The following is a 14,031-nucleotide window of genomic DNA, read 5'->3' on the forward strand; positions in this document are numbered from 1 at the left end:
CGTCCTTCAGCTCCTTGGGCATGTAGGTTTCGTCATGCTTGGCGAGCACTTCGGTGGCGATGAAACGCGCGTTGTCCATGTGGCCCGTGGCGATCACCGACTGGTTGTCGCGGAACAGGTCGGGAAGGATGCCGGTGTATTCCACCGGCATCGAGCCGCTTGCGTCGACCACGGTGAACGTGACCTTCAACGAGTCGCTGCTGCGCTGGATCGACCCGGCCTTCACCATGCCGCCTAGGCGGAACGTCTTGTAGCTGCGCGCCTCGCCCGTCTGCACCTGGCTCGGGGTGAACAGGTAGTTCATGTTCTGCTGCAGCGCGAACACGGTCAGTCCGACCGCGACGACGGCGGCGGCGACCACGAGGAGAACGATGATGAGCCTGCGCTTGCGGGTGGGATTCATAAGACTCAGTAGGTGCCCGTCATGGCACTGAAGGGTTGCGTTGCTGTCGCGCGGCCTGTCGCGCCATGCGTCCGCGCAGTTCGCGCAGCTGGCGGCGGCGACGGAAGCCGGGGCTGAGGTAGTCGGCGATCAGCACGATGAAGAACAGCGCGAACGACGGCCACACATAGGCGGCATAGCCACCCATCGCGATGAAGTGGTCCCACGAGAACGGCGTCATCGCTGGCTCTCCTTCTCGGCCGCTCTCGCGCGTCCTGCGCCCGCGGCACTCGCGCCGCCCTGTGCTTCGGCTATCTGGCGCACCCAGTCCTTGCCGCTTTCCAGCGACAGCAGGTCGGTGCGCACGCGGCCGAACAGGCTCGCGATGTAATAGAACTTGGTGGCGAACATCATGGTCAGCAGCGGCCACAGCATGTCGCTGCTCATCTTCGACGGGCCGAGGATGCGCACCGTGGAGCCCTGGTGCAGGGTGTTCCACCAGTTCACCGAGAAATGCACGATGGGCACGTTGATGATGCCGATGATGGCGAGGAAAGCCGCGGCGCGTGCGCCCTGGCGGCGGTCTTCGAACGAGTGGTACAGGCCGATCACGCCGAGATACAGGAACAGCAGCACCAGTTCGGAGGTGAGGCGGGCGTCCCAGGTCCACCAGGTGCCCCACATCGGCTTGCCCCAGAGCGAGCCGGTCACCAGGGTGATGAAGGTGAATGCCGCGCCGATCGGCGCCGACTCCATCGCCACCACTTCGGCCAGCTTGATGCGCCACACCAGCGAGATGAAGGCGGCCACCGCCATCACCCCATAGATGAACAGGCTCATCCAGGCGCTGGGCACGTGGATGAAGATGATGCGGTAGGCGTCACCCTGCTGGTAATCGGCGGGAGCGAGCACCAGGCCGCCGTACAGCGCGATGGCGCCGAGCACGAGGGCCAGCCCCAATGCCCAAGGACGAAGGACGCCGGCGAACCGGTAGAAGTTCGGCGGCGAGCTGAGCTTGTGCACCCACAAGGGGATCCAGTTGGCCATATGAACCTGTCTATGCCTGTTCCATGCCCCGCGCCGGGATCTGCTTGCCCGCAGGACCAGGAAGAACGAATGGAGTGTATGTCGATACACGAATGAGTGATGACGCAGGGCGGCGTGCAAACAGACCCGGCCCGCGGGGTTGACGCTGAGCGCGCGCCAGCTGGTGGCGCCTGGCTTGACCTGACCGGCCAGTCAGGCGCTGCGCCACGCACCACCAGCTGGCGCGCGCTCAGCGTCAACGCGGGGTATGGAACAGGCATAGACAGGTTCTCATGAATCCAGAGCTATCCGAAGGGCGGCGGCGCAGGCCAGCGGCGCCAGCACCAGGGCCATGACCAGCGCGGCCCCCAGCCAGGCGATGGGAGCGAGCCACGGCAGCCCCTGTTGTGCCGCGGCGACGGCGCCGGCGGCAAAGATCACCACTGGCACGCAAAGCGGCAGCAGCATCAGGGCCAGCAGCATACCAGAGCGCCGGCTACCGGCCGTCAGCGCCACCAGCACCGCGCCCAGCAGGCTGAGCAGCGGCGTGGCGAGCAGCAAGGCATAGACCAGCACCGGCATCACCGGCGCCGGCAGGTGCAGCATGCCGGCAAGCAGCGGCGCGACCACGATCAGCGGCAGCGCGGTGGTGATCCAGTGCGCCAGGATCTTCATGCCGAGCATCAGCGCCAGCGGCTGCGGCGAGAGCATCAACTGTTCGAGCGAGCCGTCCTCGATGTCGCTGCGGAACATGGCGTCCAGCGCGAGCAGCATGGCGAGCAGCATCGTCAACAGCACCACGCCGCCGGCAATGCGCTGCAGCAGCGCGTCTTCCGGGCCCAGCGCGAACGGGAACAGGGTGACCACGATCAGCGCATACAGCACCGGCATGGTGATGTCGCCACGGCGGCGCCAGGCCAGGGTGAGGTCGCGGCGCAACACGGCGGCGCAGGCGGAAGCAAGCGTCGCGTGGCTCATGCGTGCATGCGCACCCGTGTCGGTTCGCCGCCCAGGAAACTCACCGCGCCATGGCTGGTGACCAGTGCGGCGCCGCCTTCGGCGGAGTGTTCGGCCAGCAGGCGGTTAACCAGGTCGATGCCGGTGCGGTCGAGATTGGCGTAGGGCTCGTCCAGCAGCCACAGCGTTGCCGGCAGCAGCAGCAGACGGGCGAGGGCGGCGCGTTTCTTCTGGCCGGCGGACAGGCGGCGCACGGGTTCGTCCTCATAACCGTCGAGACCGATGCTGGACAGTACGCCGGCCACGTCGCGTCCGTGGCGGGTGCCATAGGTACCGGCGGCGACGGCAAGGTTCTCGCGGGCGCTGAGATCACTCTTCAAGCCGAGGTGGTGCCCCAGGAACAGCGTGTCGCCCAAGTGCTCCACACGCCGCCAGGGCAGGCCGCGCCAGCGCAGCTCGCCCTCGTCCAGGCGCAGCAAACCGGCCAGGATGCGCAGCAAGGTGGTTTTTCCGCTGCCGTTGTCGCCTTCGACCAGCGCCACTTCACCTTCGCGCAGGCGAAAGTCCAAGGGGCCGAACACCGGTTCGTCCTGACGGTAGAAGGCGAGCCCTCGTGCTTCCAGCAGGATCGGGGCAGTGGCAGACAGATTAGTCATCGCGCGATTGTCCGCAAACGCTGACAGGCTTGTCCATGCGGCGTGCTGCCGCCAAGCGGCTCGGCGCGTGGAGGGCGCGCGAGGTCACGGTGGCAACCGTAGCCGCGCCATGCCGTTGCCGCGCCCGTAGACGTAGCCGTGCTGCTCGAAGCGGCGGGCCAGCGCGTCGAGCTGCCGGACATCCGGACCCACCACGAACAGGCTGCGCTCTTTCCACTGGCCGGTGCCGACGCCGACTCCGGCGGCGATCAGGCGGGTGGCCGGCAACTCGCGCAGCGCGCGCAACAGCAGCCGTTGGGCCTGGTGGTTCCATGCAGGCGAGTGCGGCCGTGAACGTGGGTTCCACGCCGTGAGAAATCCCCATGCATGTCCATTCACCGTAGGGACCAGCAATGCCGGCAGTGGCTGGTCGACGTGGATGCTCGCGTGTCCGCCACCACCGAGACGCACCCTGTAGTCGGTGCTCCGGTAGGCGGCGAGCAGCGCCTCATCCATGCAGGTCGGGCAGCGGCGGCAGGGTAGCCCGAAGGGTGGCGGCGGCGGCATCCAGGTCGACCGAGCCCGCCTGCGTCGAGCCGCGCAGCAATTGTTCCAGCAGCACGTCCTGCGCGCGCCCGCGCTCGTAGGCGTAGGCATAGGGCAGGTGCGTGAACGTGACCATGCGATAGCGCGCCATGAAGTGCTGCGGCGCGCGTTCGGCCAGCAGGGCACCGAGTTCGCGCTTGGCCAGGTAGTGCGGGTCCGCCACCGAATCGCGCATCTCCACGTAGTTCTCCAGCGCCATGGCGGCGATCGCGTCGCTGTTGGGCTGGCGTATCCGCTGGAATTGGGCAAACACGTCCGTCGTATCGCCCGGAGCCTCGGCCATGAGCGACGCGAGCACGACGGTGTCCTCGAAGCCGCAGTTCATGCCCTGGCCGTGGAAAGGGACGATGGCGTGCGCGGCATCGCCCACGAGCAGGGCCCGCCCGCCGAGGTGCCACCGCTGCAGGTAAAGGGTGGACAGCGTTCCGACCGGGTGACTGTCGTAGTCGTTGGCGAAATCGGGAACGAGCGGGAGTACGTCCGGGAAATCGTGCTCGAAGAACACGCGGGCAGCACGGGCGTCGGGCAGCGTGGCGAAGCTCGGGTGCGCGCCCTGCGCGGGAAGGAACAGCGTGACGGTGAAGCTGCCCTCGGTGTTGGGGAGGGCAATGCACATGTAGCCGCCGCGCGGCCAGATGTGCAGGGCATGCGGCTCCAGCGCGAACTGGTCATGGCCGCCGCTGCGATCGACCAGTTCGGCGGGAAGCGTGCCAGCGGGTGGAATCTCCAGTTCCTTGTAGGCGTGCCCCAGCGCTTCGACACGTTCGCCCAGCGGGGCGTGGTGATTCATCGCTGCCCGCAGGGCCGAGCCGGCGCCATCGGCGCCGATCACGACCGGGGCGTCGATGTCACGCGAGGCACCGCTTTCGTCGGCCAGCCTGATGCGACCCGCGTCGAAATCCGCATCGACCAGCGACTGCCCGAAGTGGAAGCGCACGCCAGCCGTTTCGGCGGCATCCAGCAGCAACATGTTGAGGGCGCCGCGGGAGACGGACCAGATCACTTCGCTATCGTCCACGCCATAGCGCTGCAGGCCCGAACGCCCGTCGCGCGTGTGCACCATGCGGCCGCGCATCATCACCGCGCGCTGCAGCACGTCATCGGCCAGGCCGGCCTGGCGCAAGGCGTGCAGGCCACGTTCGGCCAGCGCCAGATTGATCGAACGACCACCCACGAAACCGGCGACACGCGGATCCGGGCGCTTTTCGAAAACGTCTACCTTGAAACCACGTCCCGCGAGCTGCTGGGCCAGCAACGCGCCAACCAGGCCGCCGCCGATAAGGGTGATTTGCTGCGCCATGGGGCTCCGCTGGAGTGGTCAACGCGTCGGCGCCAAGAGTAGCGGGTTGCCTTGGTGCAGGCGAAGTGGCGCAGTGGCGTCGGGTCAGGCCCTGAAGTCGGCGTGGGCGCGCAGGTCTCGGGGTGTATCACGGCTGGCATGGCCGGGCGCGCGACGTCGGCGACGCCGTATTCGGACCGCGGGGATGGACGAGGCGAGTGGCGCCCGAGACCGAGCTGCTCAGAAACTCATGAAATACCCGCCGTTGACCGGCAGGTTCGCGCCCGTGATGTAGCCCGCGTCATCGGCGGTCAGGAAGGCCACGGCGCGCGCGATATCACCGGGCGAACCCAGTCGGCCCACCGGGATGTCCGAGATGATCTGCTCGCGGATGTCTTGCGGCACGGCAGCCACCAGGGCGGTGTCGCAATAGCCGGGCGAGACGGTGTTCACGGTGACGCCCTTGCGCGCGGTTTCACGCGCCAGCGCCATGCCGAAACCATGCACGCCGGCCTTGGCGGCGGAGTAGTTGGTCTGCCCGAACTGGCCGGTCTGGCCGTTCACCGAGCTCAGGTTCACGATGCGGCCAAAGCCGCGCTCGCTCATCCCTTCGACCACGTTGCGGCACATGTTGAACACACCGTCGAGATTCACCCGCATCAGCTCGTGCCATTGCTGCGGGGTCATCTTGCGCAGGCTGGTGTCGCGCGTGATGCCGGCGGCGTTGACCAGGATGTCGACACTGCCATGCTGTTGCCGCACGCGCTCGACCAGGCTGGCGCAACTCTCGAACTGGCTCACGTCAACGGGCTCGAACCTCACCGCGCCGTCCAGATCGGCCAGCTCACGCTGGAAAGCGTGCAAACGCTCTTCGCGCGCGGGCAGGTCCACTGCGATCACCTGGCGGCCGGCCTGCGCGAGCTGTCGGCAGATTTCCGTGCCGAGGCCGCCGATGCCTCCGGTCACGATGGCAACGCGCGGATGAGAGGCGGAAGAACTCATGTGAAGGACTCGTGCACATGCCGCAGGGCAGCACGTGTTGTGCTGCAGCGGCGTATGAAACGGAATGGCCGGCGAAAGTTGCCGGCCGGAGGTTCAGGGCTTCTTGTTGCCGCGAGGCGTCTGGCTTTGGCTCGCCGTATCGAGCAGGCCGCGCTGCATGTTGCGCCAGGCTTCCATGTTGCGCTCGGTCAGGTCGTTGAGCATCGACCAGGGCGTCTGGCCCAGCAGGCTGTTGAGCTGGGTGCGGAACTGCTGCTGCTGGTCAAGGAAGACCTGCAGGCTGCGTTCCAGGTAGGGACCCATGAAGCCCTGCAACGAATCGCCGTAGAAACGGATGATCTGGCTGAGCAGTTGGGGCGACAGCATCGGCTGCCCCTTTTCCTCGTGCTCGGAGATGATCTGCAGCAGCACCGAGCGTGTGAGATCCTCGCCGCTCTTGGCGTCGCGGACCTCGAAGGTTTCGCCGTCCAGCACCAGCTGACGGACTTCTTCCAGCGTGATGTAGCTGGAGATTTCCGTGTCGTAGAGCCGACGGTTCGGATACTTCTTGATGATGCGGATCGTTTGTGCCATGCACACAAACTAGCAGAAGGTATTGCGGCGCACCAGCCATCCGTGACTAAGGTCATGCTGCACCCGGGAGTGCAGCAATCGTTAAATATCAGTGACCTACCGCGCCGCCAGCGCTGCCGAAGGGCGGCTTGGCGAACCAGAGCACGGGGATCAGCAGCACGAACAACACCGTGCACATCCAGAAGATGTCGTTCACGGCGAGGGTCAGCGCTTCCCGGTTCACCAGCTGGTCGGCGATCCCCAGGGCCTGCGCCTGGCCGAAACCACCGTGGCGCAAGCCCTGCAACACCTGGGTAGCGGCCGGGTTGGATGGCGCCACGTATTCGGTGAGGGTGGCGTGGTGCAGGATGCCCCGGTGCTGCCACAGCGTGACCGTGACCGCCGTGGAAACACTGGAACCCAGCGTACGGAAGAAATTGGCCAGGCCCGAGGCGCTGGCGATCTGGTCCGCGGGCAGCCCGGCCAGGTAGATCTGGTTGAGCGGGATGAAGAAGCAGGGGATCGCGATGCCCATCACGAAGCGTGGCAGGACCAGCGAGCTGAACGAAGCGGAACTGTCGAAGGTGGAAAACCAATACGAGGTGGCCGCGAACATGATGAACGAGAAGGTCACCACGCCCCGCAGTTCCAGCCGGTGCATGTTTCGTCCCAGCACCGGCGACAACAGGAAGGCGAGGATGCCCACCGGTGCCGTGGCCAGGCCCGCCCAGGTCGCCGTGTAGCCCAGCGTCGTCTGCAGCCACAGCGGGAACACCACGTTGATGCCGAAGAAGGCGAACATGCCCAGCGAAAGCGCCGTCACGCCCACCGTGAAGTTGCGCTGGCGGAACAGGCCGAGGTCGATCACCGGGTGCTTGGCGTGCAGCTCCCACACCACCAGGAAGACCAGGCAGACCAGCGCGATCAGGCCCAGCGTGGTGATCATCGGCGAGGAGAACCAGTCGTGGTCGTTGCCGTTGTCCAGCATGAACTGCAGGCAGCCCACGCCAGCCACCAGCAGCACCAGTCCGATCACGTCGATGGGCGTCTGGAACGTCTTGGTCTCACGCTTGTGCAGCAGTGTCCAGGTGATCACACCCGCGGCGATGCCCACGGGGAGATTGATGTAGAAGATCCACGGCCAGGAGAAGTTGTCGGTGAGGTAGCCGCCCAGGATCGGGCCGAAGATCGGCGCCACCACCACGGTCATCGCCCACAAGGCGAGCGCGATGCCCTGCTTGGTCTTGGGGTAGCTGGCCAGCAGCAAGGTGAGCGACAACGCCACCATCGGGCCGGAGCCGGCGCCCTGCATCAGGCGCGCGATCACCAGCATCGGCATCGACGTGGCCAGGCCGCACATCATCGAGAACACCACGAACAGCATCACCGAGACGACGAAGGTCTTCACCTCGCCGAATCGCCGTGCGATCCAGCCGGTGAGCGGCTGCATGATCGCGCTGGCCAGCGAATAGGAACTGATGGTCCAGGTGCCTTCGCTGGCGCTCACGCCGAGACTGCCGGCGATATGCGGCACCGCGACGTTCACGATGGTCATGTCCAGCACCTCCATGAAGGTGCTGAACGCGACGGCGATGGTCAGCAGGACCAGCGCGGTGCCGTGCAAAGGCGGCAAGCCTTCGGCGGTCTTCTCTTCGTTCGATTGGTCGGCCATGGCGGCGTATCCGTGTCAGTCCGCGTCGCCCTGGCGAACGTTCGCCTTGATGATCTTCTCGGCCTCCACGTCCGCCTTGCTGGCCATCTGCTCGTAGACATCGGTCTGCGCGATCGGTTGGCCGCTGCCCTGCGGCGCCATCATCGCGCCCTTGTCGTTGGTGATGTCCACGGTCACTTCGGTGGACAGTCCCACGCGCAGCGGGTGCTGGTCGAGCTCCTTGTCGTCCAGTGCGATGCGCACCGGCACGCGCTGAATGACCTTGATCCAGTTGCCGGTCGCGTTCTGCGCCGGCAGCAGTGAGAACACGCTGCCGGTGCCGGCGCCCAGGCCGACCACCATGCCGTGGAACTCCACGCTGCCGCCGTAGACGTCGGATTCGATCTTCGCCGGCTGGCCCACGCGGATGTGGCGCAACTGGTTTTCCTTGAAGTTGGCGTCGACCCACAGGTCGTGCAGCGGCACCACGGTCATCAACTGCTGGCCTGGCTGCACGCTGTTGCCCAGTTGCACGCTGCGCTGCGCGACATAGCCGGTCACCGGCGCGTAGATGCTGTTGCGCTGCGCGGCGATCCACGCGGCGCGGAAGTTCGCGCGCGCCTGTTCCACCGCTGGGTTGTTGGTGACCACGGTGCCCTCGATGGCTGCATGCGCCGCCTGCGCCTGCGCCTGCGCGGCATCCAGCGCGGCCTGCGCCTGGTCCACGCCATCGCGCAGGTGCTGCACCACCTCCGGCGCCTCGGCCTGTTCGGCGATCAGCGGCTGGCGGCGGGCAAGATCGGCCTGTGCCTTCTTCAGGTCCACCTTCGCCCTGGCGACCTGGGCGTCGGCGCTGGAAGCGGAGTCGGTCTGCTGGCGAACCTGGCGAACGGCCTGAGCGAGCGCGCTGCTGGCCTGCTGCAGGCGCACGTCGGCATCGGTGCTGTCCAGCCTCACCAGCACCTGGCCGGCTTCGACGCGCTGCGTGTCGTCCGCCAGGATGGCGACCACCGTGCCTGGCACCTGGGCGGAAATCGCCACCTGGTTGCCACCCACGTAGGCGTTGTCGGTTTTCTCCCGGGTGGAGAACACGAACAGCCACAACAGCACCCAGGTGACCGCGGCAAGGATGAATACGGCCGCCACGATCAGCAGTGCGCGACGGCGCTTGGCCGGATCCTTCGCGGCCATGCCGCTGTCATTGTCCTGCGGTTTGGCGTTGGAATCAGTGGCGCTCATGGGCGGCGTCTCCGGAAAGGTTCGATGCGGAAGATGAGGTGTCGCTGGCGGCCTGTTCCGGCGTCACGGCGCGGTAGCCGCCGCCGAGGGCCTTGATCAGCGAAATGTCGGTGGACAATGCCTGCGCATGCAGGGAGAGCTCGTCGTCCTGCTGCTGCAGCAGCTGTCCCTTCGCGGCGAGGGTTTCGCGCTGGTCGCTGACGCCGCGGCGCACGCGCGATTGCGCATTGGCCAGCAGGGCCTGGTTCGCGGCGATCTCGCTGGCCTGTTCCTTGCGGCGGCCTTCGAGCTGCTGCGCGGTGAGGCCCTGCGTGGCGACATCGCGCGCGGCTCCGAGCACCGTGCTGTTGTACTGCGCGACGGCTGCATCGAGCTGTGCCTTGCTCACTCCGTAGTTCGCTTCGAGCAGCCCGCCGGTGAAGATCGGCAGATGCAGCGCCGGCGTCAGCGCGAACACGCGGTTGCCGGCATTGAACATCTTGTCCAGGTCGATGCTGGAGAGCCCGGCCATCGCGCTGATGCTGATGTCCGGGTAGAACTCCGCGCGTGCCACGTCGGTCTGGCGCAGCGCCGCTTCCACCTGCCAGCGGCTGGCGGCGATGTCGGCGCGTCGCGCCATCAGGTCCACGCCCACGTTGTCGGGCAGGCCGCCCGTGACGTCGGGCAGGGCGCGAGGTTGCAGCGGCGGCAATTGCGCGGGAGCGACGCCCACCAGGCTGGCCAACGCGGCCTGGCGGATCTTCGCCGAGCTCTGCAGTGCCACCAGCATCTGCCGGGTGGCGGCGAGCTGGGCTTTCGCCGACTGCACGGTATCCGGACGATCGACGCCCTGGCGCACCCGCAGTTCGGCCATGCGCAACAGCTGCTCCTGCGTCTGCACGCCTTGCTGCGCGATGCCGGTGCGCGCCTCGTCGGCGAGCCATCCGAAATAGGTGTCGGCCACCGTGCTCTGGATCGCCAGCGCTGCGGCGCTGTGTTGCGCCTCGGCGGCGTGGGCCTGGTCCACGGCCGATTCGATGGTCGCGCGTTTCTTGCCCCACCAGTCGAAGTCGTACTGCGCCTGTGCGCCGATGTCGCCCTGGTTGTACCAGGTGAAGCCGAGGAATTTCGGCGGAATGAGCCCATTCTCGCTCAGGCGCTGGCGCTGGACCTGCGCGCTGCCGTTCACGCTGAGCCCGGCCTGCGCCGTCGCGGCGCGAATCGATTGCTGCGCAGAGGCGACGCGGGAGCGCGCCTGCTCGATATCCGGCGAGCCCTTCATCGCGAGGGCGATGAGGGAGTCCAGCTGAGGATCGTTGTACTGGCGCCACCATTCGGCGTCGGGCCAGCCTGCGCGATGACCGGCATCGAGGCCGGCGAGCGGGACGTCGTCGCGGATGGCGGGGTGCCCAAGCCTGGCCGGGATGGAGCACCCGGCGAAAGCGAGCGCGACTGCACAGGCCAGCAACACGCGTGGCAGTTGGCCGTGGCGGATCGGAACACGTGAACTCATGAGCTGGGATCCGAAGATTGAAGAGAGTCGATGTTCAGCGCGACCTGGCGCAGCAGGCGCTCGAGCGTGCGCTTGTCGCCCGCGCTCAACGAGGCATAGGCACCGAGCACCTTGGGAAAGAGCGGCGGAAGGATCTTGCGCACCAGGCGCTTTCCCGACGGGGTGATGTTCAGAACGATGCGCCGCCGGTCTTCCGCGCTGTGGGAGCGTGCGGCGAGTCCGGCCTTCACCAGCGCATTGCCGATGCGCGTCATGTTGGTGGCGCCTTGTTGCGCGAAACCGCACAGTTCGCTGGGCGTGGCGCCCTCCGGGCTGCTGTAGAGCGCCATCAGCGTGCGGAAATCGCTGTCGTTGAGCCCGTGTGGCTTGAGGTAAGCCTCGACTTCGCCGAGCAGCGTGCCACCCACCAGCAGAAGCAGGCGGGTCAGGCGGACCTCCTGCTGCGGAGCCTCCGGGATCATTTCGCCCACGCGGGCGATCCCGGCATCCATGCGGCTGAGCCCTTCGCGGAGACTGCTCATTTCATCAAGGAATATTTCACTGGTGAAATATTACGGTACACGGCCTGGACGGAAGATCACAAGTGCCGCGTCAACGCGCGGCGAATCGCGGGTTCACGAAACGATGCGGGCGGGTCAAGCGCGGGTGAAGCCGAACAGGGAACTCGCGTTCGCCGTCGTGGCGGAGGCGATCGCTTCTTCGCTCTCCCCGCGCAGTTGCGCGATCACTTGAAGCACCTCGGTGAGGTTCGCGGGCTCATTGCGCTGGCCGCGATGGCATGCGCCGGGCTGGTCGGGCGAGTCCGTTTCCAGCAGAAGGCGATCGATCGGCATCGTCGCGACGATGTGGCGAAGGCGCTGCGCGCGCTCGTAGGTCACCGGGCCGCCGATGCCGATATGAAAGCCCATGTCCCAAAGCCGCTGGGCCTGCTGTTCGCTGCCGGAGAAGCTGTGCACCACGCCGCGCAAGCCACCGATGCGCTTGATGGTCGATGTGGCTTCGTCCACGGCGCGACGCGCATGGACGACCACCGGCAGGTCGAGATCGCGGGCGATGCGCAGCTGACGATGGAAGTACTCGCGCTGTCGTTCAGGATCCAGTTCGGGAACGAAATAGTCGAGCCCAATCTCGCCGACCGCCACCGCGCGGTGGGTTTCCAGTTGTCCCGGCAGTTCATCCAGGTGCTCCGGCCGATGCTGGTCGAGGAACATGGGATGCAGGCCGTAGGCGGGGTATGCCTGCGGGTTTGCGTCGCAAAGCGCGGCAATCCGGGGCCATGACGCCCGGTCGACGGCGGGAACCACGATGTGCCGGACGCCTGCGTCGCGTGCGCGCTCGAACATGGCGGCCTGATCGGCGGCAAAGCCGGCATCATCGATATGCGCATGGCTGTCAGTGAGTTCGAGCACAGATTAAGGCTTCCTGTCCGTTGAAAATGGTTGGCTGTGATCTAAGCGAGCATTCAGTGAATCAAGGGTTCAATTGGTGTCACGTAAGGATCGATCGAGGCGGTTGCGGGGTGCTCCGCCGGTCCAGACAGGAGAGCATTATGAACAGGTTGGTCGCGTCGGCGCTGCATGTGGGCATGGGCGCTGTATTGGTGTTTGGCCTTTCGGCGTGCAACCGCGACGCCAATGCCGACGGTGGCGTGGGTGCCACGGCGGAACAGGCCGCGAGCCAGAGCGGGCCGAAGTACGCGCGCGTCCTGAGCGTGACGCCAGTGCGCGAGCAGGCGTCAGCGCCGCAGCAGGTGTGCCATGACGAGGTCGTGACGCAACACAAGCCCGTGCAGGATACGCACCAGATCGCGGGTACCGCTATCGGCGCGGTCGCCGGCGGCTTGCTGGGCAACCAGATCGGCGGCGGCAAGGGTCGCACGCTGGCCACGGTGGCAGGTGCCGTCGGTGGTGGTTACGCCGGTCACGAAATCCAGGCGAATCACCAGCGCAATGCCACCACGCAGACCACGCAGCGACGCTGCGAAACCGTGCAGGGCAATGGTGGTGAGAAGGTGGTGGCGTACGATGTGAGTTACGAGTACAACGGTGTCACCCGCACGGTGCGCATGGATCACGATCCGGGCGACAAGCTGCAGGTACAGGAAGGTGTGGTAGCCGTTTCCGACGCTCACTGAGGATTCACGCCATGCAGACATTGCTTAGACATTTGGCTGTCGTTGGATTGATTTCGGTTCTGGGGCTTCTTTCCGCGTGCGAGACGCCACCGCAGCGGCAGGTGGTCTACAGCGGCAGTTCCAACCGTTGCGAGCAATGTGGCGTGGTGAGTGACGTACGCCAGATACAGACGCAGAAGGGCTCGTCCCCGCTGGGCATGGTCATCGGCGGTATCGCCGGTGGCGTGCTTGGCAACCAGGTGGGCGGCGGCAGCGGCAGGACACTGGCCACGGTGGCCGGCGCTGTCGCCGGTGGCGCCATCGGCAACCAGGTCGGCAAGAACAACAGCGGCCCGGATGTGGCGTGGCAGGTCACCGTCAAGCTTGACGATGGTCGTTATGCCACCGTCACGCAGGCGGCGGATCCGCAGGTGCGTCCCGGCGACTACGTGCAGATCCGCGACAACCTCGTGTACCGTCTCTGACGTAACGGACGTATAGACGTCCAAAAGAAAAGGCCCTCTTTCGAGGGCCTTTTTTCATGCGTGGGTCGTGGTCAGTTGACCGCGTAGAACGCGTGGTCGCCGATCGTCTTGACGACGCGCTTGGTCGACCACGTCGGGGCCACGGCAAGCGTGGCGAAGTGATCAGCCTGCGGCACGTATACCGTGCGCTCTCCCTTGGGCAGGCTCCAGTTGCTGATGGAATCACCAGCGATCTTCCACGCCTTGGTCCACGAGTTGACGTCGGTGACTTCGAAATTTTGCGCTGTCGTCGTCAGCGCAAACTGACGCGGTGAGGTCACGACCTCACAAACGCTGTCGCCCCAGGTACCGCGGTCACGGCGGCGAAGGGCAACCTCGGCCACCGCGTATTGCCCGATGGTCGACTCACTGCGTGCCTCGAGATATACCGTCGTGGCCAGGCAGGTCTGGTCCGCGAGGGGCTGGGGCAGCACGGACGCTAACCACAACAGCATCGAAAGTTTCATTGTCTGCCTCCAGCGTGCTGTACGCGCGAAGCCGGTACTGCGTGACTTCATGCGCCGTTGCGATGGACGGGCGGGCAGGCCGTTCCATCTGGATTGAACACCTTGG

Annotated in this window: 17 protein-coding genes; 2 read left to right on the forward strand and 15 right to left on the reverse strand. The window is 66.2% G+C overall.

Going from position 1 to position 14,031, the window contains the following annotated elements:
* The 14 genes from ccmE to JMF82_RS14380 form a co-directional block, all read right to left on the reverse strand.
* Positions 1-403: cytochrome c maturation protein CcmE (ccmE, locus tag JMF82_RS14315; RefSeq protein WP_201315242.1), on the reverse strand; the 403-nt coding region annotated here is incomplete at its 3' end.
* Between the two features lie 19 nt (positions 404-422).
* On the reverse strand, positions 423-623 hold the full coding sequence (ccmD, locus tag JMF82_RS14320) for a heme exporter protein CcmD (protein WP_038616729.1): 201 nt from the start codon (positions 621-623) through the stop codon (positions 423-425).
* Positions 620-1,429 carry a heme ABC transporter permease gene (locus JMF82_RS14325; protein ID WP_201315243.1) on the reverse strand — a complete coding sequence of 270 codons (810 nt, stop codon included), beginning with the start codon at positions 1,427-1,429 and terminating at the stop codon, positions 620-622. Before JMF82_RS14325 ends, ccmD begins: the two co-directional genes overlap by 4 nt.
* Positions 1,430-1,699: 270 nt before the next feature.
* Positions 1,700-2,386 carry a heme exporter protein CcmB gene (gene ccmB / locus JMF82_RS14330; RefSeq protein ID WP_201315244.1) on the reverse strand — a complete coding sequence of 229 codons (687 nt, stop codon included), beginning with the start codon at positions 2,384-2,386 and terminating at the stop codon, positions 1,700-1,702.
* Positions 2,383-3,021 carry a cytochrome c biogenesis heme-transporting ATPase CcmA gene (ccmA, locus tag JMF82_RS14335; RefSeq protein WP_201315245.1) on the reverse strand — a complete coding sequence of 213 codons (639 nt, stop codon included), beginning with the start codon at positions 3,019-3,021 and terminating at the stop codon, positions 2,383-2,385. The genes ccmB and ccmA overlap by 4 nt, the downstream gene beginning before the upstream one ends.
* An 84-nt stretch (positions 3,022-3,105) precedes the next feature.
* Positions 3,106-3,516, reverse strand: a complete 411-nt coding sequence (locus JMF82_RS14340; RefSeq protein ID WP_201315246.1) for a DUF3293 domain-containing protein — start codon at positions 3,514-3,516, stop codon at positions 3,106-3,108.
* Positions 3,509-4,906, reverse strand: a complete 1,398-nt coding sequence (locus tag JMF82_RS14345; protein ID WP_201315247.1) for an NAD(P)/FAD-dependent oxidoreductase — start codon at positions 4,904-4,906, stop codon at positions 3,509-3,511. Before JMF82_RS14345 ends, JMF82_RS14340 begins: the two co-directional genes overlap by 8 nt.
* 219 nt (positions 4,907-5,125) lie before the next feature.
* Positions 5,126-5,887, reverse strand: a complete 762-nt coding sequence (gene phbB, locus JMF82_RS14350; RefSeq protein ID WP_201315248.1) for an acetoacetyl-CoA reductase — start codon at positions 5,885-5,887, stop codon at positions 5,126-5,128.
* A 93-nt stretch (positions 5,888-5,980) separates the two neighbouring features.
* Positions 5,981-6,460 (reverse strand): polyhydroxyalkanoate synthesis repressor PhaR, encoded by a 480-nt coding sequence (gene phaR / locus JMF82_RS14355; protein ID WP_201315249.1) that lies wholly within the window; start codon positions 6,458-6,460, stop codon positions 5,981-5,983.
* An 88-nt stretch (positions 6,461-6,548) separates the two neighbouring features.
* Positions 6,549-8,111, reverse strand: a complete 1,563-nt coding sequence (locus tag JMF82_RS14360; protein ID WP_201315250.1) for a DHA2 family efflux MFS transporter permease subunit — start codon at positions 8,109-8,111, stop codon at positions 6,549-6,551.
* Positions 8,112-8,126: 15 nt separating this feature from the next.
* Positions 8,127-9,329: an efflux RND transporter periplasmic adaptor subunit gene (locus tag JMF82_RS14365; protein ID WP_201315251.1), complete on the reverse strand. Its 1,203-nt coding sequence runs from the start codon at positions 9,327-9,329 to the stop codon at positions 8,127-8,129.
* A complete protein-coding gene (locus tag JMF82_RS14370) occupies positions 9,316-10,821 on the reverse strand; it encodes an efflux transporter outer membrane subunit (protein WP_201315252.1) in 1,506 nt (501 codons plus the stop codon). Before JMF82_RS14370 ends, JMF82_RS14365 begins: the two co-directional genes overlap by 14 nt.
* Complete coding sequence (locus tag JMF82_RS14375) at positions 10,818-11,312, reverse strand: MarR family transcriptional regulator (RefSeq protein ID WP_236585484.1); 495 nt, start codon at positions 11,310-11,312, stop codon at positions 10,818-10,820. The genes JMF82_RS14370 and JMF82_RS14375 overlap by 4 nt, the downstream gene beginning before the upstream one ends.
* 144 nt (positions 11,313-11,456) lie before the next feature.
* On the reverse strand, positions 11,457-12,230 hold the full coding sequence (locus JMF82_RS14380) for a TatD family hydrolase (RefSeq protein WP_201315254.1): 774 nt from the start codon (positions 12,228-12,230) through the stop codon (positions 11,457-11,459).
* A 140-nt stretch (positions 12,231-12,370) separates the two neighbouring features.
* Here JMF82_RS14380 and JMF82_RS14385 point away from each other — a divergent pair, with 140 nt between their 5' ends.
* Complete coding sequence (locus JMF82_RS14385) at positions 12,371-12,955, forward strand: glycine zipper 2TM domain-containing protein (protein ID WP_201315255.1); 585 nt, start codon at positions 12,371-12,373, stop codon at positions 12,953-12,955.
* Positions 12,956-12,966: 11 nt separating this feature from the next.
* On the forward strand, positions 12,967-13,419 hold the full coding sequence (locus JMF82_RS14390; protein ID WP_201315256.1) for a glycine zipper 2TM domain-containing protein: 453 nt from the start codon (positions 12,967-12,969) through the stop codon (positions 13,417-13,419).
* A gap of 71 nt (positions 13,420-13,490) precedes the next feature.
* On the opposite strand, the gene JMF82_RS14395 is transcribed toward JMF82_RS14390, so the two are convergent.
* The gene (locus JMF82_RS14395) at positions 13,491-13,925 is read right to left on the reverse strand and encodes a cell wall hydrolase (RefSeq protein ID WP_038616770.1); all 435 of its coding nucleotides are present in this window, start codon (positions 13,923-13,925) and stop codon (positions 13,491-13,493) included.
* Positions 13,926-14,031: the final 106 nt, after the last annotated feature.

Source organism: Dyella sp. EPa41 (assembly GCF_016586165.1).
GTDB lineage: Bacteria > Pseudomonadota > Gammaproteobacteria > Xanthomonadales > Rhodanobacteraceae > Dyella.